The organism is Micromonospora sp. NPDC051924 (assembly GCF_055586005.1).
Genome location: NZ_JBVJJA010000029.1, coordinates 1 through 26,825 on the forward strand (window position 1 = coordinate 1; position 26,825 = coordinate 26,825).

Below are 26,825 nucleotides of genomic sequence, written 5' to 3' on the forward strand. Positions count from 1 at the left end.
GCGAAAGAAAAAACAAACGCGGCACAAAAAACCCCAAAAAAAAAAAAAAAAAAAACCCCCCCCCCCCCCCCCTGCCCCCCCCCCCCCCCCCCCCCCCCCCCCCCCCGCCTCTCGTACGCACCGCCAGACCGGGTCTGGCCCCACCACCACCGGTCGGACCCGGTACCGGACGCAAGGAGAGACATCATGATCGATGTCACGCTGGAGTCGGTGAGCAAGCGGTTCGCGCGCGCCGGCGACACCGCGGCCGTCGACGACGTCGACATCAGGATCGCCGCGGGGGAGTTTTTCACCCTGCTCGGCCCGAGCGGCTGCGGCAAGACCACCACCCTGCGTATGGTGGCCGGCTTCTACTTCCCCACCTCGGGCCGGATCCGCTTCGGCGAGGAGGACGTCACCCACCGGCCGCCGAACAAGCGCGACACGGGCATGGTGTTCCAGAACTACGCGCTCTTCCCGCACATGACCGTCGCGCAGAACGTCGCGTACGGCCTGAAGATCCGCAAGGTCGGCCGGACCGAGTCGAAGCGGCGGGTCGAGGAAGCACTCGGCCAGGTGCACCTGGCCGGGTACGGCGACCGTCGCATCGACCAGCTCTCCGGCGGCCAGCAGCAGCGGGTCGCGCTCGCCCGGGCTCTGGTCATCCGGCCCCGCACCCTGCTGCTCGACGAGCCGCTGTCCAACCTCGACGCCAAGCTGCGCGAGGAGACCCGCGTCGAGATCCGCCGGATCCAGAAGGAGAGCGGCACCACCGCCATCTACGTCACCCACGACCAGGCGGAGGCGATGGCGATGTCCGACCGGATCGCCGTCATGGAGTCCGGCCGGGTCCAGCAGATCGGCGCGCCGCAGGAGATCTACCACCGGCCGGCCAACGCGTTCGTGGCCCGGTTCATCGGCCGCAGCAACGTGCTCAGCCTGCCGGTGGCTGCGGCCGGCCCGGAGACCGTCACCGTGGCGCTGCCCGGCGGTGACCAGGTCACCGTGGCCGCGCCGGCCGAGCACGGGCTGCGCGAGGGCGCGACGGCCTTGATCTCCGTGCGGCCCGAGCACGTCGGGCTCACCTCGGCCACCGAGGCTGCTGCCCTCAGCGGCCGGGTGACCGAGCTGGAGTTCACCGGCATGGCCACCAACCTGGTGGTCGACGTGGCCGGCGAGCCGGTGCAGGTCGCGGCGATCGACGTCCCGACCGGGCTGGCCGTCGGCGACCAGGTCGGACTGCGGCTGCCCCGGGAGCGGATGTGGGTGGTGCGCCCATGAGCACCATTCCCGCCACCCCCAGCGCGGCCACCGTCCCACCGGCCACCGGCGACCCGACGCCGCCGCGGGCCCGCCGGTCCCGGCGGCTCACCGTCGGCGCCAACTCGCCCTGGTTCCCGTACCTCCTGGTATTCCCGCTGGCGCTGATCCTCTTCGGGTACGTCGTCCAGCCGATGTTCGCCACCTTCGCCGAGAGCGTCGGGGTGGACGGCCTGGCGAACTACGGCACCTTCCTCACCGGTGACGGAGTCGCGCGGTCCGCGCTGGTCACCTCGTTGGTGATCTCGGCCGCCAGCGTGCTGCTCTGCGGCATCGTCGGGGTGGCCATGGCGTTCCTGCTCAAACGGTTCTCGTTCCCGGGCCGCCGGCTGATCGAGGCCATCATCCTGGTGCCGGCGGCGCTGCCGCCGCTGATCGGGGCGATCTCGTTCCAGCTGCTCTACAGCGAGACCGGCATCCTGCCGCGCGGCCTTCAGCACCTGCTCGGCACCGAGAACCCGGTGCTGCCGTTCAGCGGCATCGCCGGGGTGCTGGTGGTGCACACCTTCACCATGTACCCGTTCTTCTACCTGGCGACCTCGGCCGCGCTGGTCGGCATGGACCCGTCGGTGGAGGAGGCCGCGTACAACCTGGGCGCCGGCCGGGTCCGGGTCTGGCGGACGGTGCTGCTGCCGATGCTCACCCCGGCGTTGGTCTCCGCCTCGCTGCTGGTCTTCATGACGTCGCTGGCGTCGTACACCGCTCCGCTGCTGTTCGGGGTGGACCAGACGATGACCATGCAGATCTACATCAACCGCACCAACGGCAACCTGCCGATGGCCTCCACGTACGCCTCGGTGCTCGGCGTGGTGTCGGTGCTGTTCCTGCTCGGCATGCGCTGGTACGAGGGGCGGCGCAGCTACCGGTCCCAGTCCAAGGGCATCGCCGCGCACCGCCGGGAGATCACCAATCCGTTCGGCCGCTGGCTGGCCCTGCTCGCCTCGCTGCTCGCCACCGTGGTGCTGCTCGCCCCGGTGGGAACGATCGCCCTGGTGGCGTTCTCCCAGGACGGCTCCTGGACGACCGAGGTGATCCCGTCGGCGTACACCACGCAGAACTTCGTCACGATCTTCTCCGACCCGGAGGCGTACCGGCCGATCGTCAACTCGCTGAACATGAGCCTGATCGCCACCGTCGGCTGCGTCGTGGTCGGCGTGCTCATCGCGTACGCGGTGCGCCGGCTGAACTTCCGCGGCCGCGGCCTGCTCGACGTGGCGGTCATGCTGGCCTGGGCGCTGCCCGGCACGGTGGTGGCGATCAACCTGATCTCGGCGTTCAGCACCGGCAACGCGTTCAGCCTCGGCCAGGTGCTGATCGGGACCTTCTGGATCATGCCGTTGGCGTACTTCGTGCGGTTCCTGCCGCTGGTGTTCCGCTCCAGCTCGGCGACGCTGGCGCAGCTCGACCCGTCGCTCGAGGAGGCCGCCCGCAACCTCGGCGCGCCCTGGTGGCGGGCGTTCGGCACGGTCACCCTGCGGCTGATGCTGCCGGGCGTGCTGGCCGGCGCGCTGCTCGCCTTCGTGCACGGCGTCGGCGAGTTCGTCGCCTCGGTGCTCATCTACACCTCGGAGACCGCGCCGATCTCCGTCGAGATCAACAACCGGATGTACTCGTTCGAGGTGGGCACCGCCGCCGCGTACGGCATGCTCCAGATCGTCCTGATCTTCGTGGTGATGGTGGTCTCCGGGCGGCTGGAGAGCGGCCCGAAGGCCAGCCGGGAGGCGGCGCAGTGGACGGCGTGACCGACCGCTGGCCGGCGGGCGGCGGGCTGCTCCCCGCCGCCCGGATCCCCGGCGGCGAGCTGGCGGCCGTCGCCGCGGCGGCGGACTTCGCGGTGCTCCCGGTCGGCGCGGTCGAGTGGCACGGCCCGCACCTGCCGCTCGGGACCGACCTGATCCTCGCCGAGGGCTTCGCCGGGGAGAGCGCCGAGGGCCGCGGTCCGCACGGCGTGCTCTTCCCCGCGGTCGCCTACGCCGCCTGCCCGGGACAGACCCGGCCCTGGCCGGGGACGGTCGCGATCCGGCCGGAGATCGCGGTCGGCTACCTCGCCGACGTCATCGAGGGGATCGTCGCCGCCGGGTTTCCTCGGCTGCTGGTCGTCAACGGCCACGACGCCAACATGTCCACCGTCCGGGCCGCGATGGAGTGGGTCTCCGGGCGGCGGACCGCCAGCCTGCTGCTGGTCAACTGGTTCCAGCTGGTCACGCCGGCGGAGACGGCCGACATCTACGGCGAGCCGCCGGCCCGCGGGCACGGCGGCGCGTACGAGACCTCCGGGGTGCTCGGTTTCGACCCCGGGGCGGTACGCCTCGCCGCCGCCGCCGACCTGCCGCCGCGGCCCAAGCTGCCGGTGAGCCATCCGTACGTGCTGGTCGAGTCCCGCCCCGACCCCTGGCAGGGCTGGTCGGGGCACGTCACGCTGGCCAGCGAGGAGGCCGGCCGGAGGGTACGCGGGCTCGCCGCGGCGCGGCTGCGGGAGATCGTGGCCGCCTGGGTGGCCGCCCCGCCGCCGTCCCCGCCCACCGCTGACCCGCTGCCGACCCGGGGAGAATCATGACCGTCGACCGAGGCTTGGACGTCGTCGACTTCCACCTGCACTTCCGGATCGGGGTCGACGAGAGCATCCACGCCTGCGAGCAGGCCGCCGGCATGCACCCGGGCGGCGAGCACGAGCGGGCGGTACGGGCCGCGGGCTCAGCCCCGTACGCCCGGCAGTGGCGCCAGGCGTGGGGCTTCCCCGACCCGGAGCCATCCGCCGAGCGGTGGCAGGACGAGGCGGACCGCTGGGCCGAGGAGTTGCGCGCGGTGCACGTCCGCCGGGCCGTCTTCGTCACCGGCGGCGGCAACGACACCCTCGCCGACGTGGTGGACCGCCACCCTGATCTGCTGCTCGGCTTCGCCCACCACGACCCGTACGGCCCGGACGCCGCGGGCGAACTGGAGCGCGCGGTGACCGAGCGCGGGCTGCGCGGGCTGAAGCTGTTCGCCCCGCTGCTGCGCGGCCCACTGGACCACGAGGACCTGGATCCGCTCTGGGGCACCGCCCAGCGCCTCGGCGTGCCCGTCCTGGTCCACATCGGGCACTACGGCAGCGCCGGCGGCCTCAGCTTCGGCCGGTACGGCGGCCCGGACGAGTTGGCCCGGATGGCTCGCCGCTTCCCGGAGCTGGCCGTGGTCGTGCCGCACTTCGGCGTGCAGCACGTGCAGGAACTCTTCTTCGCCGCCTGGGGCTGCCCCAATATCCACGTCGACACGTCCGGCTCGAACCAGTGGGTGCGCTGGATGCCGTACAAGCTGACGCTGGAGGACCTCTTCCGCCGGTGCTACGAGACGATCGGCCCGCACCGGATCGTCTTCGGCAGCGACTCGTCCTGGTTCCCGCGCGGCTACGTCACCCGCTACCTCGACGATCAACTGCGGGTCTGCCGGGAGCTGGGCCTGCCCGACGACCACCTCCGCGCGATCTTCGCCGGCAACGCCGAACGACTGCTCGGCCTGACCGACTGACCGGCCGAACCCCGCGGACCGGGCCGATCGCCCGCCCGCGGACTGGAAGGAACCCGAGGAACCGCCATGAGCACACCCGCGCTGACCACCTACCAGCGGCACCACCTGGCCCCCACGTACGACCACCACGTCGGCCACCTCTACCCGGCCATGGTGCGCGCCAGCCAGGCGCACGTCGTGATGCTGACCGAGCAGGGGCTGATCCCCGCCGAGCGGGGCGCCCGGCTGCTGCGCGGGCTGGCCGAGCTGCGCGCCGACACCACTCCGGCGCCGGCGTACGACGGCAGCTTCGAGGACACCTACTACCTGCTGGAGAAACGGCTCGCCGCGGCGTGCGGCATCCCGACGTCCGAGCTGGACGTGCAGATGGCCCGTAGCCGCAATGATCTGGACGCCGGGGTGTTCCGGATGCTGCTGCGCGACCAGCTGCTCGGCGTGCTGGACCGGGCGCTCGCCACCGGGCGGACCGCGCTCGACCAGGCCGACCGGTACGCGGACGTGGTCATCACCGGCTACACCCACCGCCGGCCGGCTCAGCCCACCACCGTCGGACACGCCCTGGCCGGGTACGCCGAGGCGCTCGCCGGCGAAGCGGCCGCCTACGCCGACCTGATCGACCAGCTCAACGTCTCGCCGCTGGGCTCCTGCGCGTTCGCCGGCACCGACCTGGAGATATCCCCGGCCCGGGTGGCGGAGCTGCTCGGCTTCGCCGGCCTGGTGACCAACTCCTACGAGGCCGTCGCCGGCGCCGACCACCTGGTCCGGGTCGGCACGCTCAACGCGCAGGCCCTGGCCACCGGGGCGCGGCTGGCCCGCACCCTGATGGACTGGCTGAGCTGGAACTGGGTCACCACCCCGGCCGACTTCACCCAGGGCAGCAGCATCATGCCGCAGAAGCGCAACCCGGTGGTGCTGGAGCATCTCGTCTCGTACGCCGGCGCGGCCGCGGCCGACGCCGCTTCGGTCCTGAACAACGTGGGCGCCGCCTGGTGGGAGGACTCCAACAACGCCACCACCGACGTCCAGGTGCGGCTCTGGGAGAGCAACGACCGGGCAGCGCGCTTCTTCGCCCTGGTCGGCGGCTTCCTCGCCGAGATCGCGCCGCTGTCCCCGCCCAGCCGGGAGGAGATCGTCGCCTCCGGCGCCACCACCACCGCGGCGGCCGACGCGCTGACCCGGCACGGCGTCCCGTTCCGGGCCGCCCACTCGGTGGTCGGCCGGTTGGTCCGGGCCGGCGCGCCGGACACCTGGACCGCCGAGGGCGTCCGGGCCGCCGCCGACGGGCTCACCGGTCCGCTCGACGACGCCGCGGTCGGGGACCTGATCGCCGCCGCCGTCCGTCCCGACCTGGTCCTGAACCGGGCTCAGGCGGATGGCCCCGGCGCCGCCGCGGTGCGCGCCCAGGTGGGTACGTTGCGGGTCGCGTTCGACGCGGTCGCCGACCGGCTGGCGGCGGTGCGTGATCGCCTCCACCGGGCCGACGGAGCGCTGGACGCGGTCGCCGCCGAGCTGGTGGCCCGGTGAGCGTGCGACTCTCGGGGCCTCCCGTCGCCGGCACCCGTGCCGACGGGCTGTTGCTCGGCATCGACTTCGGCGGCACCAAGATGGCCGTCGGGGTGGCCGACGCGCAGGGGCGGCTGCTGGCCCGGCGGCGGGTCCCCACCTACGCCGACCGGGGCGCGCCGCAGGCGCTGGGCCGGGCGCTGGACCTCGCCGGGGAACTGGTCGCCGGCGTCGGTGGCCGGCTGGTCGCCGCCGGGGTCGCCTCGCCCGGCGTGGTCCGCCCGGACGGCATCGACCTGGCCCCCAACGTGCCCGGCTGGGAGCGGCTGCGGCTGGCCGACGCGGTCCGGGAGGCGCTCGACGTGACCCGGGTGGCGGTGGACAACGACCTGAACGCCGCCGCCCTGGCCGAGCTGCGGCTGGGCGCGCTGCGCGACGCGGACCCCGGGCTCGTCGTGGGAATCGGCACCGGCGTGGCGGCGGCCGTGACGATCGGGGGCGGGGTCCTGTCCGGGCACCGCGGCGCGGCGGGCGAGATCGGGTACGCCGTGGCCGGCGGCCCCTGGCCGGGGACCATGCTGGAGCTGGACTTCTCCGGCCGGGCCCTGGACCGGCTCGCCGAGGAGCTGGACGTGCCGGGCGGGGCCGCCGGGCTCGCCGCCGCGGCGGAGCGGCCCGGGCCGGCGCGCGACGCGCTGGCCACCCGGGTTGACGAGGTGGCCCGGCACCTGGTCACCTGCTGCCTGCTGCTGGATCCGCAGCGGGTCGTGCTGGTCGGCGGGGTGACCCGCAGCGCGCTGATCCGCGGGCTGCTGGTCGACCGGCTCACCGAGGTGCTGCCGCACCGGCCCGATGTGGTGCTCTCCCGGTTCGCCGACGACGCCGCGCTGCTCGGCGCGCTCACCCTGGCTCGCGAGGCGGTGCCCTCGCCCCGCTGACCTGGTCCGTCCGGCCCGCCCACGGGCGGGCCGGACGCGCCGCGACGCCCGCTCGTGCGGTCTGGTCCAACGGCTCCGCCGGGGAGGGTTACTCCCGGTTGTTCTTCGCGGCGCTCCCGGGTGCCGGTGGGCCCGACGAAGGTCGCCTCGAAGGCGTCGAGCGGGCCGGCCTTCGTCCGGCGATACTGTCGCCCGGTGGCGTCGCCGTACGCGTCGAGGAGCTTCCGGGTGTCCCGGGTCAGGCCGGGCGGTGGGCGCGCAGCATCAGCGAGACGCCGGGCAGGCCCCGCACCGGCAGGTACCGCTCGGCCGTGACGACCGCGCGCAGGCCGAGGTTCACCACCGGGTGCGGCTCGTCGAGGTCGGAGCCGGTGGACCGGCGGCGCCGCCAGGCGGCCACCGGACGCAGCAGCACGTTCCAGCTCCACAGCTCGTCGACGACCAGCCCGGCCTTCTCCATCGCCGCCCGCAGCCCGGCGCGGTCGTACCGGCGGACGTGCCCGACCGCCACGTCGTGCGCCGACCAGAGCCGCATGTCGGCCGGTACCGCGATCAGCGCGGTGCCGCCCGGGCGCAGGACGCGACGGATCTCGGCGGCGGCGAGGTGGTCCTCGTCGAAGTGCTCCAGGATGTCGAAGGCGACCACCAGGCCCAGGCCGGCCGACGGGACCGGCAGGTGCCGGGCGTCGGCCCGGATCACGTCCAGGCCCCGCTCCCGGGCCACCCCGGCGCCCTCCGCGCTGTATTCCAGTGCGAGCGGCGTCCAGCCGTATGCCCGCAGCACCCGGGTGTTGCCGCCACCGGCCGCGCCGACGTCCAGCGCCCGCTCCGGGCGGACCCCGGCCGCCGCCAGCCGGCGCAACGCCCGGCCCAGCAGGACCCGCCGCTCCCGGTACCACCAGTGGGTGTCCTCGAGCGCGGCGAGCTTGCGGATCTCGGTCGCCTCCACCGCCAGACGGTAACAGGGCCCTCCCGGACGGGAGGGCCCTGTTATGGCAGCGGTCGGATCAGGGCCGGGTGAAGACGAGGGCCACGTTGTGGCCGCCGAAGCCGAACGCGTTGTTCAGCGCCGCCGGGACCTCCATGTGCCGGGCCTTGTGCGCGGCCACGTCCAGGGTGAGACCCTCGTCCGGGTCGTCCAGGTTGATCGTCGGCGGGACGATCCCGTCCCGGATGGCCAGGATGGTGGCGATCGACTCCAGCGCGCCCGCCGCGCCGAGCAGGTGCCCGGTCATCGACTTGGTGGCCGACAGCACCGGGTGGTCGCCCAGCGCCTTGCGCAGCGCGCCGATCTCCAGCATGTCGCCCACCGGCGTGGAGGTGGCGTGCGCGTTGACGTGCACGATGTCCGCCTTCGCCACGTCCGCGTCGGCGATCGCCCGGGCGATGGCCCGGATCGCGCCCTCGCCCTCGGCGTGCGGCTGCACGATGTCGTACGCGTCCGAGGTGATCCCCGCGCCGGCCAGGCGCGCGTACACCCGGGCGCCGCGGGCCGCGGCGTGGTCGGCCCGCTCCAGGACCACCACGCCCGCGCCCTCGCCGAGCACGAAGCCGTCGCGGCCCTTGTCCCATGGCCGGGACGCCTTCTCCGGCTCGTCGTTGCGGGTCGACATGGCCCGCATCGAGGCGAAGCCGGCGATCGGCAGCGGGTGGATCACCGCCTCGGTGCCACCGGCCACCACCACGTCGGCCCGGCCGGCGCGGATGATGTCCAGGCCGAGCGCGATCGCCTCCGCGCCGGTCGCGCACGCGCTGGCCACCGAGTGCACCCCGGCCTTCGCGCCCAGTTCCAGCCCGACCCAGGCGGCCGGACCGTTCGGCATCAGCATCGGCACCGTGTGCGGGGAGACCCGCCGCGGGCCGGACGCCTCCAGGATGTCGTCCTGGGCGAGCAGGGTGGTGGCGCCGCCGATGCCCGAGCCGACGCTGACCGCCAGCCGCTCCGGGTCCAGCCCGGAGTCGGCCAGCCCGGCGTCGGCCCACGCCTGCTGCGCGGCGATGATGGCGATCGCCTCGGACCGGTCCAGCCGCCGCAGCTTGACCCGGTCCAGCACCTCGGACGGGTCCACCGCCAGTTGGGCGGCGATGCGGACGGACAGTTGCGCCGCCCACTCCTGGGTGAGCGCACTCACCCCGGAGCGGCCGGCGAGCATGGCGTCCCAGGTCGACGCGACGTCCCCGCCGAGCGGGGTCGTCGCGCCGAGCCCGGTGACGACGACGTCGGGACGACTCATGATCAGGACTGCGCCTCGATGTAGCTGACGGCGTCCCCGACGGTCTTCAGGTTCTGCACCTCGTTGTCCGGGATCTTGACGCCGAACTTCTCCTCGGCCGCCACCACGACCTCCACCATGGAAAGCGAGTCGACGTCGAGGTCGTCGGTGAAGGACTTCCCCTCGGCCACGTCGTCCGGGTTCACCCCGGCAACCTCTTCGAGGATCTCGGCGAGGCCGGCAGTGATCTCGTCACGGGTCATTGCGCTTGGTTCCTCTCAATGGGGGTTCCTCGACGACCGGCGTCGCCGGCCGCCGCTCCTCGGCGCACTCGCGCCCGAGGGGGTCTCAAGGACAGCGGACGACCTGACCGGCGTAGGTCAGGCCGCCGCCGAAGCCGAACAGCAGCACCGGGGCGCCCGAGGGCACCTCGCGCCGCTCGACCAGCTTGGACAGAGCCAGCGGCACGCTCGCCGCCGAGGTGTTGCCGGACTCGACGATGTCCTTCGCGATGATCGCGTCGGGGATGTTCAGCCGCTTGGCGATCCCGTCGATGATCCGGGCGTTGGCCTGGTGCGGCACGAACGCGGCCAGCTCCGACGGGTCCACCCCGGCCTTCTCGCAGGCCTGCAGCGCCAGCGGCGCCAGCGCGGTGGTGGCCCAGCGGAAGACCGCCTGCCCCTCCTGCGCGATGTACGGCCGCCAGCCCTCGATCCGCACCGCGTCGCTCTTCTCCGGCACCGAGCCCCACACCACCGGCCCGACCCCGGCCGGCTCGTCCTCGGCGGTCGCGGTGACCACCGCCGCCCCGGCGCCGTCACCGAAGATGATGCAGGTCGAGCGGTCGGTCCAGTCGGTGAAGTCGGAGAGCTTCTCCGCGCCGATGACGATCGCGTTGCGGGCCGCGCCGGCCCGGATCGCATGGTCGGCGGTGCCCAGCGCGTACGCGAAGCCGGAGCAGGCGGTGTTGATGTCGTACGCGGCCGGGGCGGTGATGCCCAGCTTGGCGGCGACCCGGCAGGCCACGTTCGGGCTGCGGTCGACCGAGGTGCAGGTGGCCACCACGACGAGGTCGATGTCGGCGGCGGTGAGGCCGGAGTTGGCCAGCGCCTTGCCGGCGGCCGCGGTGGCCATGTCGGCCACCGTCTCGTCCCCGGCGATCCGCCGGGTGACGATGCCGACCCGGTCCCGGATCCACTCGTCGTTGGTCTCGACGAGCTGGGCGAGCTCGTCGTTGGTCACCACCCGCGAGGGCTGGTAGTGCCCCATCGCGACGATTCTGCTGCCGCTCATCAGTGCTTACCTTCCGTTCGCGCCTGCCGGGCGATCAGGTCCCGCGCGGCGGGCAGGTCGTCGGGGGTGTTCAGGGTGACGATCTCCGGCGCGCCCTCGCCCTTGAGTTCGCGCTTGACCAGGCCGGCCAGGGTGCCCGCCGGGGGCAGCTCGATGACGCCGGTGACGCCCAGTTCGGCGAGGGTGCGCATGCACAGGTCCCAGCGGACGGGGGCGGTGACCTGGCGGACCAGCCGCTGGACCAGCTCCGGCCCGTGGCCGACCGCGGTGCCGTCCAGGTTGGAGAGCAGGGTCCGGACCGGGTCGGCCGGGGTGATCCCGGCGGCCGCGGTGGCCAGCGCGGCCTCGGCCGGGGCCATGTGCGGGGTGTGGAACGCGCCGGCCACCTTCAGCCGGGTGATCCGGGCCCGCGCCGGCGGCTCGGCGGCCAGCTTGTCCAGCCCGTCCAGGGTGCCGGCGGCGACGATCTGGCCGGTGCCGTTGCGGTTGGCCGCGTGCAGCCCGTGCGCCTCGATCGCGGCGACCACCTCGTCCGGGTCGCCGCCGAGCACGGCGGCCATCCCGGTCGGCTCGAGCGCGCAGGCGGCGGCCATCTCCCGGCCGCGTACTCCGGCGAGGGTGACGGCCGCCTCGGCGGTGAGCACCCCGGCCAGGGCCGCGGCGCCCAGCTCACCGACGCTGTGGCCGGCGACCAGCGCGACGTCCTGCATCGGCAGGTGCTCGCCCGCGAGCAGCGCGGCCGCGACGAGCAGCGGCTGGGTGCGGGCGGTGTCCTTGATCTCGTCCGCGTCCGCCTGGGTGCCGAGGTGCACCAGGTCGACCCCGGCCAGCTCGGACCACGAGCGCAGGCGCGCCTCCGTGCCGGGGAGGTCCAGCCAGGGGGTCAGGAAACCGGGTTTCTGGGCACCCTGTCCGGGTGAGAGTACGGCGAGCACGACTACGACTCTGACGGATACTCGCGGGTCGCGCTGTAACGCAGGGCACCAAACCGCACTAGAAGCTTTGGAGGATCCCTACAAAGATCGGCGGCGATCATCACCGGTCTGTGATGTTTTCCTCACGGCTGGGCTCAATGTCTGGCTCGGGACGGCTGCGACCGCCGGTACCACCGGGTCGAGCCGACCGACGGTCAGCGCCACCTGCAAGGCGAACGCGTCCCGGGGCGCCAGCGGCGAGAAGCCGGTCACCTCGGCGACCCGCTTGAGACGGTAGCGGACCGTGTTCGGGTGCACGAAGAGCGCCCGGGCCGCGCTCTCCAGCGTCCCCCCGGCCGCGAAGAAGGCGTCCAGGGTCTCCAGCAGCTCGCCCCCGGCGCGGACCAGCGCCGCGTACACGTCGTGGCGCAGCCGGCGGCGGGCCTCCGCGTCGCCGGCGAGGGCCCGCTCCGGCAGCAGGTCCGCGGCGGGCACCGGGCGCGGCGCGGTCGGCCAGGCCGACGCCGCCCGGAAGCCGGCCAGCGCCGCCCGCGTCGAGTCCGTCGCCTCGTCCAGGCTGGGTACGGCCGGACCGACCACCACCGGCCCGTCGCCGAACGCGGTCAGCAGCTTCTCCGTCGCCGCCACCGGGTCCGCCGCGCCACCCAGCACGATCACCAGGCGGTCGCCGTGCACGCCGCCGATCACCTCGACCCCGATCCGGCGGGCCTGCCGGTAGACCGTGTGCAGCACGGCGGCCACCTCCCCGCCCGGGGAACGGCCCACCGCCACCGCCACCGGGGGCGCGTCGGACCAGCCCAGCGCCGCCGCCCGGCTGGCCAGCACGTCCGGCGAGTCGCCGCGCAGCAGCGCGTCCACCAGCAGCGCCTGGAGCCGGGCGTCCCAGGAGCCGCGGGTCTCGGCGGCGCGGGCGTACACCCGGGCGGCGGCGAACGCGATCTCCCGCGAGAAGCGCAGCACCGCCTCCCGCAACGACTGCTCCTCGCCCTTGACCGCGAGCTGGCCGACCTGTTCCTCGACCACCTCGATGGTCACCTTGATCAGCGCCACGGTCTGCTGGAGGCTGATCGACCGGGCGAGAGCCTGCGGCGCGGCGGCGAAGACCTCGTCCGACACCTCCTGGGTGCTGTCCGTCGCGCCGCCGCCCTGCCGCAACCACTGCACCAGCGACCGGACGCCGGCCTGGGCGACCAGCATGACCCAGGACCGCTGGTCCGCCGGCAACTCCCGGAACCAGGGCAGGGCCTCGTCCATCCGGGCCACGCTGGCGGTCGCCAGCGCCCCCGCCGCCCGCTCGATCCGGCGCAGGGTCGCCGACAGTTCGGTACCGCCCGGCTCGCTCACCGGTCCAGCCTGACATGCCCTGACCAGGGACTCCACCTCGAGGGTCGGGCCGGCGGCGGCGGGCCGGCGGTGGCCGGCGACAATGATCTCCCGTGACCGACACCTCGACCGCCCGCGCCGACCTGGCCCGGGACATCGACGCCACCTGCCGACTCACCGGACGGTTCGTGCTCCGTTCCGGCCGGATCGCCGACGAGTACTTCGACAAGTACCGGTTCGAGGCCGACCCGGTGCTGCTGGACCGGGTCGCCGCCGGCCTGGCCGAGCTGGTCCCGCCCGGCACCGAGGTGCTGGCCGGCCTGGAGATGGGCGGCATCCCGGTGGTCACCGCGCTGGCCCGGCACGTCGGTCTGCACTGCGCCTTCGTCCGCAAGACCGCCAAGACGTACGGGACGGCCCGGCTGGCCGAGGGCGCGGACGTCGCCGGCCGGCGGGTGCTGGTGGTCGAGGACGTGGTGACCTCCGGCGGCCAGGTGGTGATCTCCACCGGCCAGCTCCGCGAGCTGGGCGCGACGATCGAGCACGCGCTCTGCGTGATCGACCGGAGCGAGGGCGGCGCGGCGGCGCTCGCCGGCCACGGGATCGCGCTGCGCGCCCTGCTCACCCGCGCCGACCTGGACGCCGCCGGCCGGGCCTGACCGCCGCCCCGCCCCGTCCGGACGATCTCCACGGGTACGCGCCGTCCACCCCGTCCGGCCCGGCCAGTACGGTGTCAGGGCACGTCGGGGCGACCCGCCCGACGGGCGATGGCGAACGTGAGGAGACCGGGATGGCGCACGGGGAGGCCGAGCACGGCTGCGCCCAGGGCGAGCCCTGCCGGCTGGGCCATCACGAACAGTCGGCGTCCGCCAAGCACCCGCGCCGGACGGGCGTGACCCATCCGGCCGAGCCGACCGCCGGGCGCGGGCCCGAGGCCGGCGACGAGGAGCCGCCCGTGCCCCGGCAGCGGGCCGCCGAGCCGGTCCCGCCGGCCGTGCCCGAGCCGGTGCCGGCGCAGGGCTGTCGCAGCGAGCTGCCGGGCTGGGCGGGCGCGCACCGGCACGGCGCGGTCCGGCCGCGGAGCCGGACGATCCGCCGGGATAGACCACCCCGTCGCTGGTGCTGACCCCACGCCCGCCCGATCGAGGGCTAGCGTGAGCAGGGTGAAGGGGATCGCGATCGACGCGTACGGCGCGGCCGACCAGCTCACCCTGCGGGAGCTGCCCACTCCTCCGGTGGGGCCGGACACCGTCCTGGTCCGGGTCCGCGCGGCCGGGGTGAACCCGGTCGACTGGAAGGTCCGCGAGGGCCTTCTCGCCACCGCCATACCCAGCCATTTCCCGCTGGTGCCCGGGTGGGACGCGGCGGGCGTGGTCGAGGCGGTCGGCCCGGCGGTGACCGGCTTCGCCGTCGGGGACGAGGTGATCGGCTACGTCCGGCGCGACCACCTCCAGTACGGCACGTACGCCGAGCTGGTGCCCGCCCCGGAGCGCTGCCTGGCGGACAAGCCGGTGCAGGCGTCCTGGGCGGAGGCCGGTGGCCTGCCGCTGGCCGGGCTGACCGCCTACCAGGGGTTGCAGCTGGCCCGGACGGGCGGCGGGGACACCGTGCTGGTGCACGGCGCGTCCGGCGGGGTGGGGCACCTGGCAATCCAGGTGGCCCGGGCGCTCGGCGCCGGCAGGGTGATCGGCACCGCGAGCGAGGCCAACCACGATTTCGTCCGGTCGCTCGGTGCCGAGCCGGTCAGCTACGGCGACGGCCTGCTGGACCGGCTCCGCGCGGTCGCGCCCGACGGGGTGGACGTGGCGCTGGACCTGTTCGGCGGCGACGCGCTGGACGTCTCCGCCGAGCTGCTGGCCCGGCCGGCGCGGCTGATCTCCACCGCCGACTCGGCGCACGTCACCCGGCTCGGCGGCAGCTATCTCTTCGTCAAGCCGTCCACCGCCGACCTGAGCGTGCTGGCCGGGCTGGTCGACGCCGGCCGGTTGACCGTGCATGTGGCCCGGACGTTCCCGCTGGTCGAGGCGGCCGAGGCGCAGCGCCTGGTGGCGGCCGGGCACGTCCGGGGCAAGGTGGTCCTGGAGGTCTGACCGGCGAGGCCTCAGCGGGTGCGGCGGCGGACCAGCAGCGCGATGCCGGCGAGCCCGCCGGTGATGAGCACCATCACCCCGACGTTGAGCAGGAGCAGCCGCTGCAGCTCGCCCATCGCCGAGTCGATGTCCTGCACCGGGTCCAACGCCTCCTCCGGGATGACCCGGTCGCCGCCGCCGATGCCGCCGCTGAGCGTGTCGTACTGCCGCTCCAGCGGCACCCCGGCGGCCCGCAGCACCTCGGACATGGTCAGCCGGCCGTAGAACCAGCCGGCCCGGGTCTTGCTCAGGTCGGGCTGCTTGGCCGGCCGGTAGACCCGGGGGCCGCCCTTGGCGAGCGGGTAGAGGTCGTAGGTCTTGGTCGCGTTGCCCGCGTAGAGCAGCACCACGGTGTACTTGGGACCGAGGTCCCCCGCCTTCGGGCCGCGCTGCTGGCCGGTGGCCCCCAGCCACTTCACCTGGTCGACGACGGCGTTCACCGCGGCCGGCTGGGCGTCGGCACGCAGTTGCAGCGGCTGGTCGAGCTTGTCGCCGGTGATGTCCACTCCGGCCGGTGGGAGCTTGGGCTTGGGCGCCGCCTGGGCGGCCGTCGGGCCGGTCAGGGCGAACGCGCACGCGGTCGCGATCACGGCGCCCGCCACGGCCACCAGCAGCCGCCTCACCTTCCGGACCATCGCCGCCTCCTCGCCCCGTTCGATGGCTGGCTTCCGCTGCAGGTCACGCTGGATCGGCCGACGGCGGTGGCCGGACCCGAACATCGGGTGCCCACCTTCAAAGACTCCGCAGAACGTCGCTTGGTTGCAGCTGCTGGAAGAGTTATTGGAACTATCTGTGATCTGAGGCCGACTAACCGAGCGGCCGTTGATCAGCGGCCGGATCGTACCCGGACGGAGGGGTTCATGGGGGGACGGACAGCCCGCGCGGCGCGCACCTGGGCGGTGGTTCTCGGTGCGGCGTGCGGTGTGGCGGTGCTGCTGCCGGCCACCCCGGCCGCCGCGCACAACTCGTTGACCGGCAGCGATCCGAAGGACGGAGCCCGGTTGGCGACCGCGCCGAAGCGGATCGAGCTGCGCTTCCTCGCCACGCCGGCCCGGGATACGACGAAGATCACAGTCACCGGTCCGGACCACGCGGCGGCCTCGTCCGGCCCGCCCACCTTCTCCGGCAACCGGGTGAGCGTGCCGTTCACTCCGGGCCCGGCCGGCGGGTACACGGTCGCCTACCAGGTCGGCTCGACCGACGGGCACCCGGTCAAGGGCGAGATCCGATTCACCCTGACCACCGGTGTGCCCGCCGTGACCCCGTCGCCGAGCGTGGCGTCGCCCACCGTGGCGTCGACCGCCGCGAGCCCGGCGGCCCCCACCAGCAACCCGGCCAGCCCGGTGCCCGCCGCCTCCCCGGCGCAAGGCGGCGGCACGGGCTGGTGGTGGGCGCTCGGCGCCGTGGTGGTGCTCCTCGCGCTGGGCGGCGGGCTGCTGCTGCGCCGCCGCGCCGCCGGTCGTTGAGCCACGGTGCATCGCGCGCCGGTGGCCGACGCCGCTGCGCGGTGCCAGCCCGTCGGGAACCTCCGGACGGCAGACAGGGACCGGGAGCGACCTCAGATCAGGCGCACCCGGGCGGCGCGCAGCCGGGTCAGGGTGCGCTCGCGGCCGAGCACCTCGAGGGACTCGAAGAGCGGCAGGCCGACCGTACGCCCGGTGACCGCGACCCGGACCGGGGCCTGGGCCTTGCCCAGTTTCAGCCCGCGCTCCGCGCCGACCGCCTCCAGCGTCGACTTGAGCGACTCGGCGTCCCAGGACTCCAGCGCCTCGAACGCGGCGACGGCCGCGTCCAGCAGGTCCGCCGCGCCCTCCTTCATCGCCTTCGCCCACGCCGCCTCGTCGATCAGCGGGTCGGCCAGGAAGAGGAAGTCGACGTTCGGCACGATCTCGCTGAGCACCGCGATCCGGGTCTGCGCCAGCGGGGCCACCGCGGCGAAGGCGGCGGCGTCGAACTCCTCCGGCTGCCACGGCGGCGGCACGATGGTGTCGGTGCCGGTGAGCCACGGCTGGCACTCGGTGATGAAGTCCTCGACCGGCAGCGCCCGGATGTACTCGCCGTTGAACGCGCGCAGCTTCTTCTCGTCGAAGAACGCCGGGGAGGGGTTCACCTCCTCCAGCCGGAACTCGTCCTCGATCACCGACCACGGCACGATCTCCCGGTCCCCGGACGGAGCCCAGCCGAGCAGCATCAGGTAGTTGCGCATCGCGGCGGCGAGGTAGCCCTCGTCCCGGTACGCCTCCAGGGCGACCTTGTCGCGCCGCTTGGACAGCTTCTGCCGCTTCTCGTTCACCACCACGGGCACGTGCGCCCAGACCGGCGGCTTGACCCCGAGGGCGTCCCAGAGCAGCTGCTGCTTCGGGGTGTTGGGCAGGTGCTCCTCGGCCCGGATCACGTGGGTGATCCCCATGGTCATGTCGTCGACCACGTTGGCGAGCAGGAAGACCGGGGAGCCGTCGCCGCGGGCGATGACGAAGTCCTCGATCAGCTTGTTCTCGAAGGTCGGCTCGCCGCGGATCAGGTCGACCACCACGGTCGCGCCCTCGTCCGGGGTACGGAAGCGCAGCGCCCGCCCCTCACCCGGGCCGAGCCCGCGGTCCCGGCAGAAGCCGTCGTAGCCCTGGTACTGCGAGCCGGTCCGCGCCTGTACGTCCTCGCGGGTGCAGTCGCAGTAGTACGCCCGGCCGCCCTCGTACAGCCGCTGCGCGGCGGCACGGTGCTCACCCGCGTACGTCGACTGGAAGTACGGGCCCTCGTAGCTGCCCCGCGCGATGCCGATCCAGTCGAGCGCGGACAGGATGCCCTCGGTCCATTCGGGCTTGTTGCGGGCCGCGTCGGTGTCCTCGATGCGGAGCACGAACACCCCGCCCTGCTGCTTGGCGTAGATCCAGTTCTGCAGGGCCGAGCGGGCGCCGCCGACGTGGAACATACCGGTCGGGGAGGGGGCGAAGCGTACACGTACCGTCACGTCCCCCAGCCTACGGCGGGGGGCGACCGCTTTCCGGCAGGGGGCCGGTCAGGGCACCGCCTTGATCTTGAGGACCAGGGCGCTGCCGATCAGGGTGACCGCCGCGGTGACCGCGTACAGGGTGGGGTAGCCGCCCAGGTGGACCACGATCGGGGCGGACAGCGCCGGGCCGAGCACCTGCGGCGCGGAATTGGCGATGTTGATCACCCCGAGGTCCTTCGCCCGGTCGGTGGCGGCCGGCAGCACCTGGGTGATCAGCGCCGCGTCCACCGCCAGGTAGACGCCGTAGCCGGCGCCGAGCAGCAGCGCGGCGGTGACCGCCATCGGCCAGGTCGGCGCCAGCGCCAGCAGCACCGCCGCCACCGCCATGATCAGCCCGGAGACGATCACGTACACCTTGCGCCGGCCGGACCGGTCAGAGAGCCGGCCGGACACCACGGCGGTGAGCATCATGCCGAGCGTGTAGAGCAGGATCAGCACCAGCAGCGCGCCCTCGGGGTCGGCCACCCGCACCCCGTCGGTGAGGAAGTAGAGCAGGTAGAGGGTGCCGAGGGCGTTGCCGGTCTGCACCAGGAACCGGGTGAACCAGGCCCAGGCGAAGTCCGGGTGCCGGCGCGGGCTGATCCACATGGAGGCCAACAGCGCGCGCAGCCGCAGCACCGACCGGTGCTCCCGGGGCAGCGGGTCGTCCTCGGTGAGCAGCGCGAACGGCAGCGACAGCAGCAGCATCGCCAGCGCGACGGCCGCGTACCCGGCGGCATTGCCGGTGACCACGGCGGTGACCAGCACCGCCCCGACCACCAGGCCGAGCGCCTGCGGGATGCCCACCCAGCCGGAGACGCCACCGCGCTGGGCGACCGGCACCCGGTCCGGGATGGCCGCGGTGAGGCTGGCCAGCATCGCGTTGAAGCAGACCTGGGCGGCGACCCAGCCCACCGCCACCCCGGCGATGGTGTCCTGCCGGGCCAGCAGCACCAGGGCCAGCGCGCCGAGCACCGCCCCGGAGGCGGTCCAGACGTGCCGCCGGCCGAAGTGCCGGTTCGCCAGGCGCAGCACGGTCCGGTCGGAGAACGCGCCGGCGAGCGGGTTGGCGAGCACCGCGGCGAGCGCGCCGAGGCCGGTGACGACCGCGAGCATGGCCTCCTTGTCGCCCGGCGCGATCCGCTCGATCTGCTGCGGCAGCAGCACCTGGATCGGGGTGAAGAAGGCCATCCAGACGCCCAGGTTGGCCGCGAAGATCAGCGCGATCCAGCTCCGCCGGACCGGCACGGTCGGTTCGGCGAGGGCCGCCGGCAGCGAGGCCGGCGTCGGGTTCACCGTGGTCATGGCCGGATCACCCGGTCACGGAACCAGGCGTACGAGGACTTCGGGGTACGCCGCTGGGTGGCGTAGTCGACGTGCACCAGGCCGAACCGCTTGGTGAAGCCCTCGGCCCACTCCCAGTTGTCCAGCAGGGACCAGACGAAGTACCCGGTCACCGGGACCCCGGCGTCGATCGCCTCGCGGACCGCGCGGAGGTGCCCGTCCAGGTACGCGATCCGGTCCGGATCGGCCACCCGGCCGTCGGCGTCCGGCACGTCGTCGTACGCGCACCCGCTCTCGGTGACCTGGATCGGCGGCAGCGCGTCGCCGTACCGGTCGCGCAGCTGGACCAGCAGTTCGCGGAGGCCGTCCGGGACCACCGGCCAGTCGAAGGCGGTCCGGGGGTAGCCGTCCAGCGGCACGATCTCGAACGGCAGCGGCGAGCCCTCCTCGGCGGCCCGGATGCCGGTCGGGTTGTAGTAGTTCACCCCCAGCACGTCGATCGGGGCGGCGATCACGTCGAGGTCCCCGTCCCGGATCAGGGTCGGGTCGAGGTCGGGCTCCTCCGGGTAGCCGAGGCCGAGCAGCGGGTCGGTGAAGAGCCGGTTGTGCAGCGCGTCGTACGCCGCGCCGGCGATCCGGTCGGCGTCGGTGTCCCCGGCGAGCCGTACCGGGGAGTAGTTGTTCGCGATGGCGACCGGGCTGCTGCTGCGGGCGCGCAGCGCGGAGACGGCGAGACCGTGCCCGAGCAACTGGTGGTGGGCCACCGGGAAGGCGTCGAAGAGCAGCATCCGGCCGGGGGCGTGCACGCCCATCCCGTGCCCGAGGCTCATGTGGATGAACGGCTCGTTGAGGGTGATCCAGAGCTTCACCCGGTCGCCGAGGCGGGCGGCGACCAGGTCCGCGTACTCGGCGAAGCGGGCGGCGGTGTCCCGGTTGAGCCAGCCGCCGGCGTCCTCCAGGGCCTGCGGCAGGTCCCAGTGGAAGAGCGTGGCCACCGGGTCGACCCCGTGCCCGAGCAGTTCGTCCACCAACCGGTCGTAGAAGTCCAGCCCGGCCTGGTTGGCCGGGCCGGCGCCGGTGGGCTGCACCCGCGGCCAGGCGATCGAGAACCGGTACGCGGAGACCCCGAGGCCGGCCAGCAGCGCGACGTCCTCGGCGTACCGGTGGTAGTGGTCGCACGCGTCGTCGCCCGTGCTGCCGTCGACGATCCGCCCGGGGGAGTGGGCGAAGGTGTCCCAGATGGACGGTCCCCGGCCGTCGGCGGTGGCCGCCCCCTCGATCTGGTACGCGGAGGTGGACACCCCCCAGCGGAAGCCGGCGGGGAACTCGGGCATCGGCGGGTACGTCATGCGCCCTCCCTGAAACGCGAAGCGTGCTCGCGACTCTAGGGCGCGGAGCGCCGCCGGTCCATAGGTCCGAAAAGGCAGGCGGCGCAAGGGTTTTCGGCGTGTCTTTTCCGAACCCATCCAGGTAAGTCCGATTTACACATAGAGTGCCGAATATCGCGGATGTGTTTTAAGTGGGGGAAAGACAAGATGATCCTCGTGGAACGCAGTGCGCACGTGATGGCGCCGGTGGAAGCGGTCTGGGACGTCGTGCAGCGGGCCGAGCAGTTGCCGGCCTGGCTGGCGGGGGTCCGCGCGGCCGAGGTCCTCTCGGGGGAGGGCTTCGGCCGGCGACAACTGGTCCAGGCCGGGCGCGGCGCGGCGCACGAGGCCGAGGTGATCGCCTACCAGGAGCCGACCCTGATCGGGTGGCGCGAACGGGCCAAGGGCGCCGGTGCCCGGGCCGAGGCGCGCACCGAGATCTACGTACAGCTGACCCCGGACGAGGAGGAGGGCGGGACGATCGTGCGGCTCATCGTCGTACGGTGGCCCGCCGGGACGGTCAAGGCCGCCCTGCTCCGGCTCGGCCTGCGGCGGGTTGGCGCCGACCTGGAGGACTCGCTGGCCCGGCTCACCGATCTGGCCGCCGTCGGCTGACCGGAGCCGGTCCCGGCGCCGCCCGCGATGGTGATGGTCCGGCGTTCCCGCCAGGGACGCCGGGCCATCGTCGAATCCGCCGTCAGCCGGCCCGCAGTTCGGCGATCGCGGTCCGCAGCCAGGAGCGCTCGGCCCGGCTGATGTCCCGGGCCATCACCAGCATGCCGCGCCGGAAGAGGTCGTCCTGCTCGGCGGCCCGCTGCGGCCGGTCACCGGTGTGGAAGAAGCTGGCCGGCTGGTCGAGGAAGGCCAGCCGACGTTCGAGCACGGTGGCCTGCGCCGCCGGGTCGTCGAGTTGGCCGAGGAAGGCCAGCAGCGTGAAGAACCGGTTCTGGTCGGTCACGTCCAGCTCGGCCGGCTCGCGCAGCCGCCGTCGCAGCTCCGCCCGTCCGGCATCGGTGAGCGAGAGGGTGTGCCGCGGCGCCGCGGCGGCACCCGGTTCCCGTTGCCGGCTGACCAGTCCGGCCCGCTCCAACCGGTTGATCGCCGGGTAGAGGCTGCCGTCGCTGACCGGCCGGGCGTAGCCCGCGAGCCGCGCGATGCGGGCCTTCAGCTCGTAGCCGTGCAGCGGTCCCTCGCCGAGGAATCCCAGGATCGACAACTCCAGCACCCCCACATTCTGCCTTGCCCGGCGCCCCATGCCTCGATACGGTGTACCTCGATTCGAGGTATGAGGAGGAATGCGTGCGCGTCGAGGGACAGGCCGGGACCGGGCTCAACGTGGTCGACTTCGGGGGCGACGGCCCCGGCATCCTGCTGCTGCACGGGCTCACCGGACGCGCCGCGAACTGGACCGCCACCGCCCGCTGGCTCACCCGCTACGGCCGGGTCGTCGGATACGACGCGCGCGGCCACGGCCACAGCGACAAGCCCGACGGCCCGTACGACCGCCCGGCCTACGTCGGCGACGCGGTCGCCGTGATCGAGGCGCTCGACCTCGCGCCGGCGCTGGTGGTCGGGCACTCGATGGGCGGGCTCACCGGCTGGCAGCTCGCCGGCGCCCGACCGGACCTGGTCCGGGGCGTGGTGATCGCCGACATGAACCCGGTGACCCCGCCCGACCTGGTCGACCGGTGGCGACGCTGGCTGGCCGACTGGCCGGTGCCCTTCCCGACCCTGGCGGACGTGCGGGACTGGTTCGGGGCCGAGCGGCGGACCGAGGGGGAGTCCTTCGTGGAGGTGATGGCCGGCAACCCGGACGGGTGGCGGCCGCTGGCCCGTCCCGAGCACGTGCTCGCCTCCCTCGCGCACTGGGCGGACCGCGACCACCGGCCCGAACTCGCCGCGGTGCGCTGCCCGGCGCTGGTCGTCGCCGGGGCGCAGAGCGACCAGCCGGTCGCCCGGCAGCGGGAGATGGCCGACCTGCTGCCCGACGGCCGCTTCGCCCTGGTCCCCGACGCCGGGCACGTCCTGCACTACGACAACCCGTCCGGCTGGCGCGCGGCCGTCGAGCCCTTCGTCGCCGAGCTGGCCCCGCCCCCCGCGCTGGCGTGAGCATTGTCGAGATCCACACACTTTCTCCGAAAGTGCTGTCTCCCGGGCTCGTGAGGCAGCACTTTCCCTGAAGTTGCGCGGATCCTGCGGGTGGGCGGAGACGACGAAGGGCCCGGCGCGAAGCGCCGGGCCCTTCGTACCGGATGGGTCAGCTGTCGCCGCCGGTCTCGCCGACCGGGGCCGCGTTGACGTCCTCCAGCGCGTACTTCTTGGCGGCCTCGGCCGGCACGTGAGCCGGCACCACGCCGCGGAGGGCGAGCTGGCGCAGCGTCGCGACGGCCACCGACTCGGCGTCGACGTGGAAGTGCCGGCGCAGCGCGTGCCGGGTGTCCGACATGCCGAAGCCGTCGGTGCCGAGCGAGGTGTAGTCGCCGGGTACCCAGCGGGCGATCAGGTCCGGTACCGCGCGCATCCAGTCGCTGACCGCGACCTTCGGCCCGTCGGCGTCGGCCAGCTTCTGCTGGATGTACGGGACCCGCTGCTCGCCGCCCGGGTTGAGCAGGTTGTGCTCCTCGCACGCCACCGCGTCCCGGCGCAGCTCGGTCCAGGAGGTCACCGACCAGACGTCGGCGGCCACGCCCCAGTCCGCGGCGAGCAGCTGCTGCGCCTTGAGCGCCCACTGCATGCCGGTGCCGGAGGCCAGGATGTTCGCCTTCGGCGCGTCCCCGTCGACCTGCGGGGCCGGCGAGTAGCGGTAGATGCCCTTGAGGATGCCCTCGACGTCCACGCCCTCCGGCTCGGCCGGCTGGAAGATCGGCTCGTTGTAGACGGTGAGGTAGTAGAAGATGTTCTCCTGCGCCTCGCCGTACATCCGGTGCAGGCCGTTCTCCATGATGTGCGAGATCTCGAAGGCGAACGCCGGGTCGTAGGCGGCCACCGCCGGGTTGGTGGCGGCGAGCAGCAGCGAGTGGCCGTCCTCGTGCTGGAGGCCCTCACCGTTGAGCGTGGTCCGGCCGGCGGTCGCGCCGAGCAGGAAGCCCCGCGCCATCTGGTCGGCCGCGGCCCACAGCCCGTCGCCGGTCCGCTGGAACCCGAACATCGAGTAGAAGATGTAGAGCGGGATCATCGGCTCGTCGTGCGTGGCGTACGAGGTGCCGGCCGCGGTGAACGAGGCGACCGAGCCGGCCTCGTTGATCCCCTCGTGCAGGATCTGGCCGGTGGTGGCCTCCTTGTAGGACAGGAACAGCTCCCGGTCCACCGAGGTGTACCGCTGACCGTGCGGCGAGTAGATCTTCGCCGTCGGGAAGAGCGAGTCCATGCCGAAGGTGCGGGCCTCGTCCGGGATGATCGGCACCCAGCGCTTGCCGAACTCCTTGTCCTTCATCAGGTCCTTGAGGAGGCGGACGAAGGCCATGGTGGTGGCGACCTTCTGCTTGCCCGAGCCGCGCTTGACGTCGGAGAAGCGCTCGGCGCCCGGGATCTGCAGCGTCTTGCGGGTGGTCCGGCGGGTCGGCAGGTAGCCGCCGAGCTGCTTGCGCCGCTCGTGCAGGTACTCGATCTCGTCGGACTTCTCGCCCGGGTGGAAGTACGGCGGGAGGTACGGGTTGTCCTCCAGCTGCTTGTCCGGGATGTCGAGGTAGAGCCGGTCGCGGAAGAGCTTGAGGTCCTCCAGCGTCAGCTTCTTCATCTGGTGGGTGGCGTTGCGGGCCTCGAAGTGCGAGCCCAGCGTCCAGCCCTTGATGGTCTTGGCCAGGATCACCGTCGGCTGGCCGGTGTGCTCCATGGCCGCCTTGTAGGCGGCGTAGAGCTTCCGGTAGTCGTGGCCACCCCGCTTGAGGTTCCAGATCTCGTCGTCGCTCAGGTGCTCGACCATCTTCCGGGTGCGCGGGTCGCGGCCGAAGAAGTGCTCCCGCACGTACGCCCCGGACTCCGCCTTGTAGGTCTGGTAGTCACCGTCGGGCGTGGTGTTCATGAGGTTGACCAGCGCGCCGTCGGTGTCCGCCGCGAGCAGCGGGTCCCACTCGCGGCCCCAGACCACCTTGATCACGTTCCAGCCGGCCCCCCGGAAGAACGCCTCCAGCTCCTGCATGACCTTGCCGTTGCCGCGGACCGGGCCGTCCAGCCGCTGCAGGTTGCAGTTGATCACGAAGGTGAGGTTGTCCAGCTCCTCGCGGGCGGCCACGCCGATCGCGCCGAGCGACTCCACCTCGTCCATCTCACCGTCGCCGAGGAACGCCCAGACGTGCTGCTGGGAGGTGTCCTTGATGCCCCGGTGGTGCAGGTAACGGTTGAACCGGGCCTGGTAGATCGCGTTCATCGGCCCGAGGCCCATCGAGACGGTGGGGAACTCCCAGAAGTCCGACATCAGCCGCGGGTGCGGGTACGACGGCAGCCCACCGCGCGGGTGCGACAGCTCCTGCCGGAAGCCGTCGAGCTGGTCGGCGCTGAGCCGCCCCTCGAGGAAGGCCCGCGCGTACATGCCGGGGGAGGCGTGGCCCTGGTAGAAGATGTGGTCGCCGCCGCCCGGGTGGTCCTTGCCCCGGAAGAAGTGGTTGAAGCCCACCTCGTAGAGGGACGCCGAGCTGGCGAAGGTGGAGATGTGGCCACCGACGCCGATTTCGGGCCGCTGCGCCCGGTGCACCAGCATGGCGGCGTTCCACCGGATGTACGCCCGCAGCCGCCGCTCGATGTGCTCGTCACCCGGGAACCACGGCTCGCGCTCCGGCGGGATGCTGTTGATGTAGTCGGTGGTGGTCAGGGACGGCACCCCGACCTGGCGCTCGCGGGCCCGCTCCAGCAGGCGCAGCATGACGTAGCGGGCGCGCTTGGTTCCGCGCTCGTCGATGACACCGTCAAGCGACTCGACCCATTCGCTGGTTTCGTCAGGGTCGATGTCCGGAAGCTGGCTCGGCAGACCAGCGGTGATCACCGGGCGCTTGCGTTCCGTAGCCACAGGCGTTCCCTCGGTTCTGTGTGGGATAGGTCTCTAGACGCCATCCTGCCCCCTGGTGGCGTTCGTCGTCACGTCTCCCTCCCCCAGACGCGACGCTGAACACAGGTACTCACCAGTAACTTTGTGCGATCACCGAATGCGCTAGGCCGGTGCCGGCTGGACCCGCCCGGCTACCCTGCCGCCATGCGACGTCCGGATCTGGTGGGCGGCACGATGGCGGCCGTCGGGGTGGTGGTCGCGGCGGTCTCCGTCGCGTTCCTGGCGCGCGAGATCGCGCGCAGTTCGGAGTGGGGCCCGGAGCCGCTGTTGGGTGCCGCGGTCGGCGTGCTGCTGCTGCTCGTCGGTGTGAGCACGATCCGCGACCGCTGGCGCTCCCCGTCCGGCCACCCGGCGGACGACGGTGCCGGCGTCCTGTTCCCCTACACCCCGCCGCAGCCGGGCGGCACCGGGGACATGCCGTCGTACGACTGCGGTGACGCCGGTGGCGGTGGCGGTGGCGGTGGTGGTGGTGGAGACTGTGGCGGCGGCGGGGGCGGTTCCTGAGCGGTTACGGCAGAATGCGCCGTATGCGCAGTGAGGTGATCAGCGTCCAGACCGGGTCCCGGCCGACCGTCCGGGACATCACCGCCGAGGCCGAGCGCTTCGTCGCCGACCAGGGGGACGGCCTGCTGCACGTCTTCGTGCCGCACGCCACCGCCGGACTGGCGATCATCGAGACCGGGTCCGGCTCCGACGACGACCTGCTGCGGGCGATCGACGACCTGCTCCCCGCCGACGACCGGTGGCGGCACCGGCACGGCTCGCCCGGGCACGGCCGCGACCACGTGCTGCCGGCCTTCGTCCCCCCGTACGCGACCCTGCCGGTGCTCGGCGGGCGGCTCCAGCTCGGCACCTGGCAGTCGATCTGCCTGGTCGACACCAACGGCGACAACCCCACCCGGAAGGTCCGCCTCTCCTTCCTGCCCGCCTGACCCGCCACGCACCCGGCCCGGCGGCCTCTTTTACGGAAAGAGAGTCGCCATCCCGCGTCGGATGGCCACTCT

The 26,825-nt window shown here is 73.3% G+C and carries 26 protein-coding genes; 14 read left to right on the forward strand and 12 right to left on the reverse strand.

Annotated features, from left to right (window positions below; translation table 11 throughout):
- Positions 1-186 precede the first annotated feature (186 nt).
- The 6 genes from ACZ6S5_RS22195 to ACZ6S5_RS22220 all read left to right on the forward strand — a co-directional run bounded on the left by ACZ6S5_RS22195 (position 187) and on the right by ACZ6S5_RS22220 (position 7,247).
- Positions 187-1,260 carry an ABC transporter ATP-binding protein gene (locus ACZ6S5_RS22195; protein ID WP_466003257.1) on the forward strand — a complete coding sequence of 358 codons (1,074 nt, stop codon included), beginning with the start codon at positions 187-189 and terminating at the stop codon, positions 1,258-1,260.
- On the forward strand, positions 1,257-3,041 hold the full coding sequence (locus ACZ6S5_RS22200) for an ABC transporter permease (RefSeq protein WP_466003259.1): 1,785 nt from the start codon (positions 1,257-1,259) through the stop codon (positions 3,039-3,041). Before ACZ6S5_RS22195 ends, ACZ6S5_RS22200 begins: the two co-directional genes overlap by 4 nt.
- Positions 3,029-3,856 carry a creatininase family protein gene (locus ACZ6S5_RS22205; protein ID WP_466003261.1) on the forward strand — a complete coding sequence of 276 codons (828 nt, stop codon included), beginning with the start codon at positions 3,029-3,031 and terminating at the stop codon, positions 3,854-3,856. The genes ACZ6S5_RS22200 and ACZ6S5_RS22205 overlap by 13 nt, the downstream gene beginning before the upstream one ends.
- Positions 3,853-4,806 (forward strand): amidohydrolase family protein, encoded by a 954-nt coding sequence (locus tag ACZ6S5_RS22210; protein ID WP_466003263.1) that lies wholly within the window; start codon positions 3,853-3,855, stop codon positions 4,804-4,806. Before ACZ6S5_RS22205 ends, ACZ6S5_RS22210 begins: the two co-directional genes overlap by 4 nt.
- Before the next feature lie 66 nt (positions 4,807-4,872).
- Entirely contained in the window at positions 4,873-6,330 is a 1,458-nt protein-coding gene (locus ACZ6S5_RS22215) for a lyase family protein (RefSeq protein ID WP_466003265.1), read from the forward strand.
- Entirely contained in the window at positions 6,327-7,247 is a 921-nt protein-coding gene (locus tag ACZ6S5_RS22220) for an ROK family protein (protein ID WP_466003267.1), read from the forward strand. Before ACZ6S5_RS22215 ends, ACZ6S5_RS22220 begins: the two co-directional genes overlap by 4 nt.
- Positions 7,248-7,485: 238 nt before the next feature.
- On the opposite strand, the gene ACZ6S5_RS22225 is transcribed toward ACZ6S5_RS22220, so the two are convergent.
- From ACZ6S5_RS22225 to ACZ6S5_RS22250, 6 genes are all read right to left on the reverse strand, one after another.
- Complete coding sequence (locus ACZ6S5_RS22225) at positions 7,486-8,196, reverse strand: class I SAM-dependent methyltransferase (protein ID WP_466003269.1); 711 nt, start codon at positions 8,194-8,196, stop codon at positions 7,486-7,488.
- 58 nt (positions 8,197-8,254) lie between these two features.
- Positions 8,255-9,481, reverse strand: a complete 1,227-nt coding sequence (gene fabF, locus ACZ6S5_RS22230; RefSeq protein WP_466003270.1) for a beta-ketoacyl-ACP synthase II — start codon at positions 9,479-9,481, stop codon at positions 8,255-8,257.
- A 2-nt stretch (positions 9,482-9,483) separates the two neighbouring features.
- On the reverse strand, positions 9,484-9,723 hold the full coding sequence (locus ACZ6S5_RS22235) for an acyl carrier protein (protein ID WP_007072348.1): 240 nt from the start codon (positions 9,721-9,723) through the stop codon (positions 9,484-9,486).
- An 85-nt stretch (positions 9,724-9,808) separates the two neighbouring features.
- Entirely contained in the window at positions 9,809-10,753 is a 945-nt protein-coding gene (locus tag ACZ6S5_RS22240) for a beta-ketoacyl-ACP synthase III (RefSeq protein WP_466003272.1), read from the reverse strand.
- Complete coding sequence (locus ACZ6S5_RS22245) at positions 10,753-11,688, reverse strand: ACP S-malonyltransferase (protein WP_466003273.1); 936 nt, start codon at positions 11,686-11,688, stop codon at positions 10,753-10,755. The genes ACZ6S5_RS22240 and ACZ6S5_RS22245 overlap by 1 nt, the downstream gene beginning before the upstream one ends.
- Positions 11,689-11,766: 78 nt before the next feature.
- Positions 11,767-13,068: a PucR family transcriptional regulator gene (locus tag ACZ6S5_RS22250; protein WP_466003274.1), complete on the reverse strand. Its 1,302-nt coding sequence runs from the start codon at positions 13,066-13,068 to the stop codon at positions 11,767-11,769.
- 56 nt (positions 13,069-13,124) lie between these two features.
- Between ACZ6S5_RS22250 and ACZ6S5_RS22255 the strand changes: the two genes are divergently transcribed.
- The 3 genes from ACZ6S5_RS22255 to ACZ6S5_RS22265 all read left to right on the forward strand — a co-directional run bounded on the left by ACZ6S5_RS22255 (position 13,125) and on the right by ACZ6S5_RS22265 (position 15,101).
- Positions 13,125-13,670 carry an orotate phosphoribosyltransferase gene (locus ACZ6S5_RS22255; protein ID WP_466003276.1) on the forward strand — a complete coding sequence of 182 codons (546 nt, stop codon included), beginning with the start codon at positions 13,125-13,127 and terminating at the stop codon, positions 13,668-13,670.
- 131 nt (positions 13,671-13,801) lie between these two features.
- Complete coding sequence (locus ACZ6S5_RS22260; protein ID WP_466003277.1) at positions 13,802-14,137, forward strand: hypothetical protein; 336 nt, start codon at positions 13,802-13,804, stop codon at positions 14,135-14,137.
- Between the two features lie 37 nt (positions 14,138-14,174).
- Positions 14,175-15,101, forward strand: a complete 927-nt coding sequence (locus ACZ6S5_RS22265; RefSeq protein WP_466003279.1) for an NADP-dependent oxidoreductase — start codon at positions 14,175-14,177, stop codon at positions 15,099-15,101.
- Positions 15,102-15,112: 11 nt separating this feature from the next.
- Here the strand turns inward: ACZ6S5_RS22265 and ACZ6S5_RS22270 are convergent, their stop codons facing one another.
- The gene (locus tag ACZ6S5_RS22270; RefSeq protein ID WP_466003281.1) at positions 15,113-15,775 is read right to left on the reverse strand and encodes a hypothetical protein; all 663 of its coding nucleotides are present in this window, start codon (positions 15,773-15,775) and stop codon (positions 15,113-15,115) included.
- 225 nt (positions 15,776-16,000) lie between these two features.
- On the opposite strand from ACZ6S5_RS22270, the gene ACZ6S5_RS22275 reads away from it, so the two are divergent.
- Positions 16,001-16,606 (forward strand): copper resistance CopC family protein, encoded by a 606-nt coding sequence (locus tag ACZ6S5_RS22275; RefSeq protein ID WP_466003282.1) that lies wholly within the window; start codon positions 16,001-16,003, stop codon positions 16,604-16,606.
- A gap of 92 nt (positions 16,607-16,698) precedes the next feature.
- Here the strand turns inward: ACZ6S5_RS22275 and gltX are convergent, their stop codons facing one another.
- From gltX to ACZ6S5_RS22290, 3 genes are read right to left on the reverse strand one after another with little or no spacing between them, the layout of a single operon-like run.
- Positions 16,699-18,108 carry a glutamate--tRNA ligase gene (gene gltX, locus ACZ6S5_RS22280; RefSeq protein ID WP_466003284.1) on the reverse strand — a complete coding sequence of 470 codons (1,410 nt, stop codon included), beginning with the start codon at positions 18,106-18,108 and terminating at the stop codon, positions 16,699-16,701.
- Positions 18,109-18,156: 48 nt separating this feature from the next.
- Complete coding sequence (locus ACZ6S5_RS22285) at positions 18,157-19,434, reverse strand: MFS transporter (protein ID WP_466003286.1); 1,278 nt, start codon at positions 19,432-19,434, stop codon at positions 18,157-18,159.
- Positions 19,431-20,762: a GH1 family beta-glucosidase gene (locus tag ACZ6S5_RS22290; RefSeq protein WP_466003288.1), complete on the reverse strand. Its 1,332-nt coding sequence runs from the start codon at positions 20,760-20,762 to the stop codon at positions 19,431-19,433. The genes ACZ6S5_RS22285 and ACZ6S5_RS22290 overlap by 4 nt, the downstream gene beginning before the upstream one ends.
- Before the next feature lie 186 nt (positions 20,763-20,948).
- On the opposite strand from ACZ6S5_RS22290, the gene ACZ6S5_RS22295 reads away from it, so the two are divergent.
- Positions 20,949-21,395 (forward strand): SRPBCC family protein, encoded by a 447-nt coding sequence (locus ACZ6S5_RS22295; RefSeq protein WP_466003290.1) that lies wholly within the window; start codon positions 20,949-20,951, stop codon positions 21,393-21,395.
- A gap of 82 nt (positions 21,396-21,477) precedes the next feature.
- Here ACZ6S5_RS22295 and ACZ6S5_RS22300 read toward each other — a convergent pair whose 3' ends face one another.
- Positions 21,478-22,005 carry a PadR family transcriptional regulator gene (locus ACZ6S5_RS22300; RefSeq protein ID WP_466003291.1) on the reverse strand — a complete coding sequence of 176 codons (528 nt, stop codon included), beginning with the start codon at positions 22,003-22,005 and terminating at the stop codon, positions 21,478-21,480.
- Positions 22,006-22,079: 74 nt separating this feature from the next.
- Here ACZ6S5_RS22300 and ACZ6S5_RS22305 point away from each other — a divergent pair, with 74 nt between their 5' ends.
- A complete protein-coding gene (locus ACZ6S5_RS22305) occupies positions 22,080-22,889 on the forward strand; it encodes an alpha/beta fold hydrolase (RefSeq protein WP_466003293.1) in 810 nt (269 codons plus the stop codon).
- A 148-nt stretch (positions 22,890-23,037) separates the two neighbouring features.
- Here the strand turns inward: ACZ6S5_RS22305 and aceE are convergent, their stop codons facing one another.
- Entirely contained in the window at positions 23,038-25,782 is a 2,745-nt protein-coding gene (gene aceE / locus ACZ6S5_RS22310; RefSeq protein WP_466003295.1) for a pyruvate dehydrogenase (acetyl-transferring), homodimeric type, read from the reverse strand.
- 183 nt (positions 25,783-25,965) lie between these two features.
- On the opposite strand from aceE, the gene ACZ6S5_RS22315 reads away from it, so the two are divergent.
- On the forward strand, positions 25,966-26,325 hold the full coding sequence (locus tag ACZ6S5_RS22315; RefSeq protein ID WP_466003297.1) for a hypothetical protein: 360 nt from the start codon (positions 25,966-25,968) through the stop codon (positions 26,323-26,325).
- A gap of 23 nt (positions 26,326-26,348) precedes the next feature.
- A complete protein-coding gene (locus ACZ6S5_RS22320) occupies positions 26,349-26,753 on the forward strand; it encodes a secondary thiamine-phosphate synthase enzyme YjbQ (RefSeq protein ID WP_466003299.1) in 405 nt (134 codons plus the stop codon).
- The last annotated feature ends 72 nt before the right edge of the window (positions 26,754-26,825 follow it).

What these genes read in the sequence shown, in the direction of transcription:
- ACZ6S5_RS22195 (WP_466003257.1), top strand. Translation starts at nt 187, where the DNA reads ATGATCGATGTCACGCTGGAGTCGGTGAGCAAGCGGTTCGCGCGCGCC.
- ACZ6S5_RS22200 (WP_466003259.1), top strand. Translation starts at nt 1,257, where the DNA reads ATGAGCACCATTCCCGCCACCCCCAGCGCGGCCACCGTCCCACCGGCC.
- ACZ6S5_RS22210 (WP_466003263.1), top strand. Translation starts at nt 3,853, where the DNA reads ATGACCGTCGACCGAGGCTTGGACGTCGTCGACTTCCACCTGCACTTC.
- ACZ6S5_RS22215 (WP_466003265.1), top strand. Translation starts at nt 4,873, where the DNA reads ATGAGCACACCCGCGCTGACCACCTACCAGCGGCACCACCTGGCCCCC.
- fabF (WP_466003270.1), bottom strand. Translation starts at nt 9,481, where the DNA reads ATGAGTCGTCCCGACGTCGTCGTCACCGGGCTCGGCGCGACGACCCCG.
- ACZ6S5_RS22235 (WP_007072348.1), bottom strand. Translation starts at nt 9,723, where the DNA reads ATGACCCGTGACGAGATCACTGCCGGCCTCGCCGAGATCCTCGAAGAG.
- ACZ6S5_RS22240 (WP_466003272.1), bottom strand. Translation starts at nt 10,753, where the DNA reads ATGAGCGGCAGCAGAATCGTCGCGATGGGGCACTACCAGCCCTCGCGG.
- ACZ6S5_RS22260 (WP_466003277.1), top strand. Translation starts at nt 13,802, where the DNA reads ATGGCGCACGGGGAGGCCGAGCACGGCTGCGCCCAGGGCGAGCCCTGC.
- ACZ6S5_RS22270 (WP_466003281.1), bottom strand. Translation starts at nt 15,775, where the DNA reads ATGGTCCGGAAGGTGAGGCGGCTGCTGGTGGCCGTGGCGGGCGCCGTG.
- ACZ6S5_RS22275 (WP_466003282.1), top strand. Translation starts at nt 16,001, where the DNA reads ATGGGGGGACGGACAGCCCGCGCGGCGCGCACCTGGGCGGTGGTTCTC.
- ACZ6S5_RS22285 (WP_466003286.1), bottom strand. Translation starts at nt 19,434, where the DNA reads ATGACCACGGTGAACCCGACGCCGGCCTCGCTGCCGGCGGCCCTCGCC.
- ACZ6S5_RS22290 (WP_466003288.1), bottom strand. Translation starts at nt 20,762, where the DNA reads ATGACGTACCCGCCGATGCCCGAGTTCCCCGCCGGCTTCCGCTGGGGG.
- ACZ6S5_RS22295 (WP_466003290.1), top strand. Translation starts at nt 20,949, where the DNA reads ATGATCCTCGTGGAACGCAGTGCGCACGTGATGGCGCCGGTGGAAGCG.
- ACZ6S5_RS22315 (WP_466003297.1), top strand. Translation starts at nt 25,966, where the DNA reads ATGCGACGTCCGGATCTGGTGGGCGGCACGATGGCGGCCGTCGGGGTG.
- ACZ6S5_RS22320 (WP_466003299.1), top strand. Translation starts at nt 26,349, where the DNA reads ATGCGCAGTGAGGTGATCAGCGTCCAGACCGGGTCCCGGCCGACCGTC.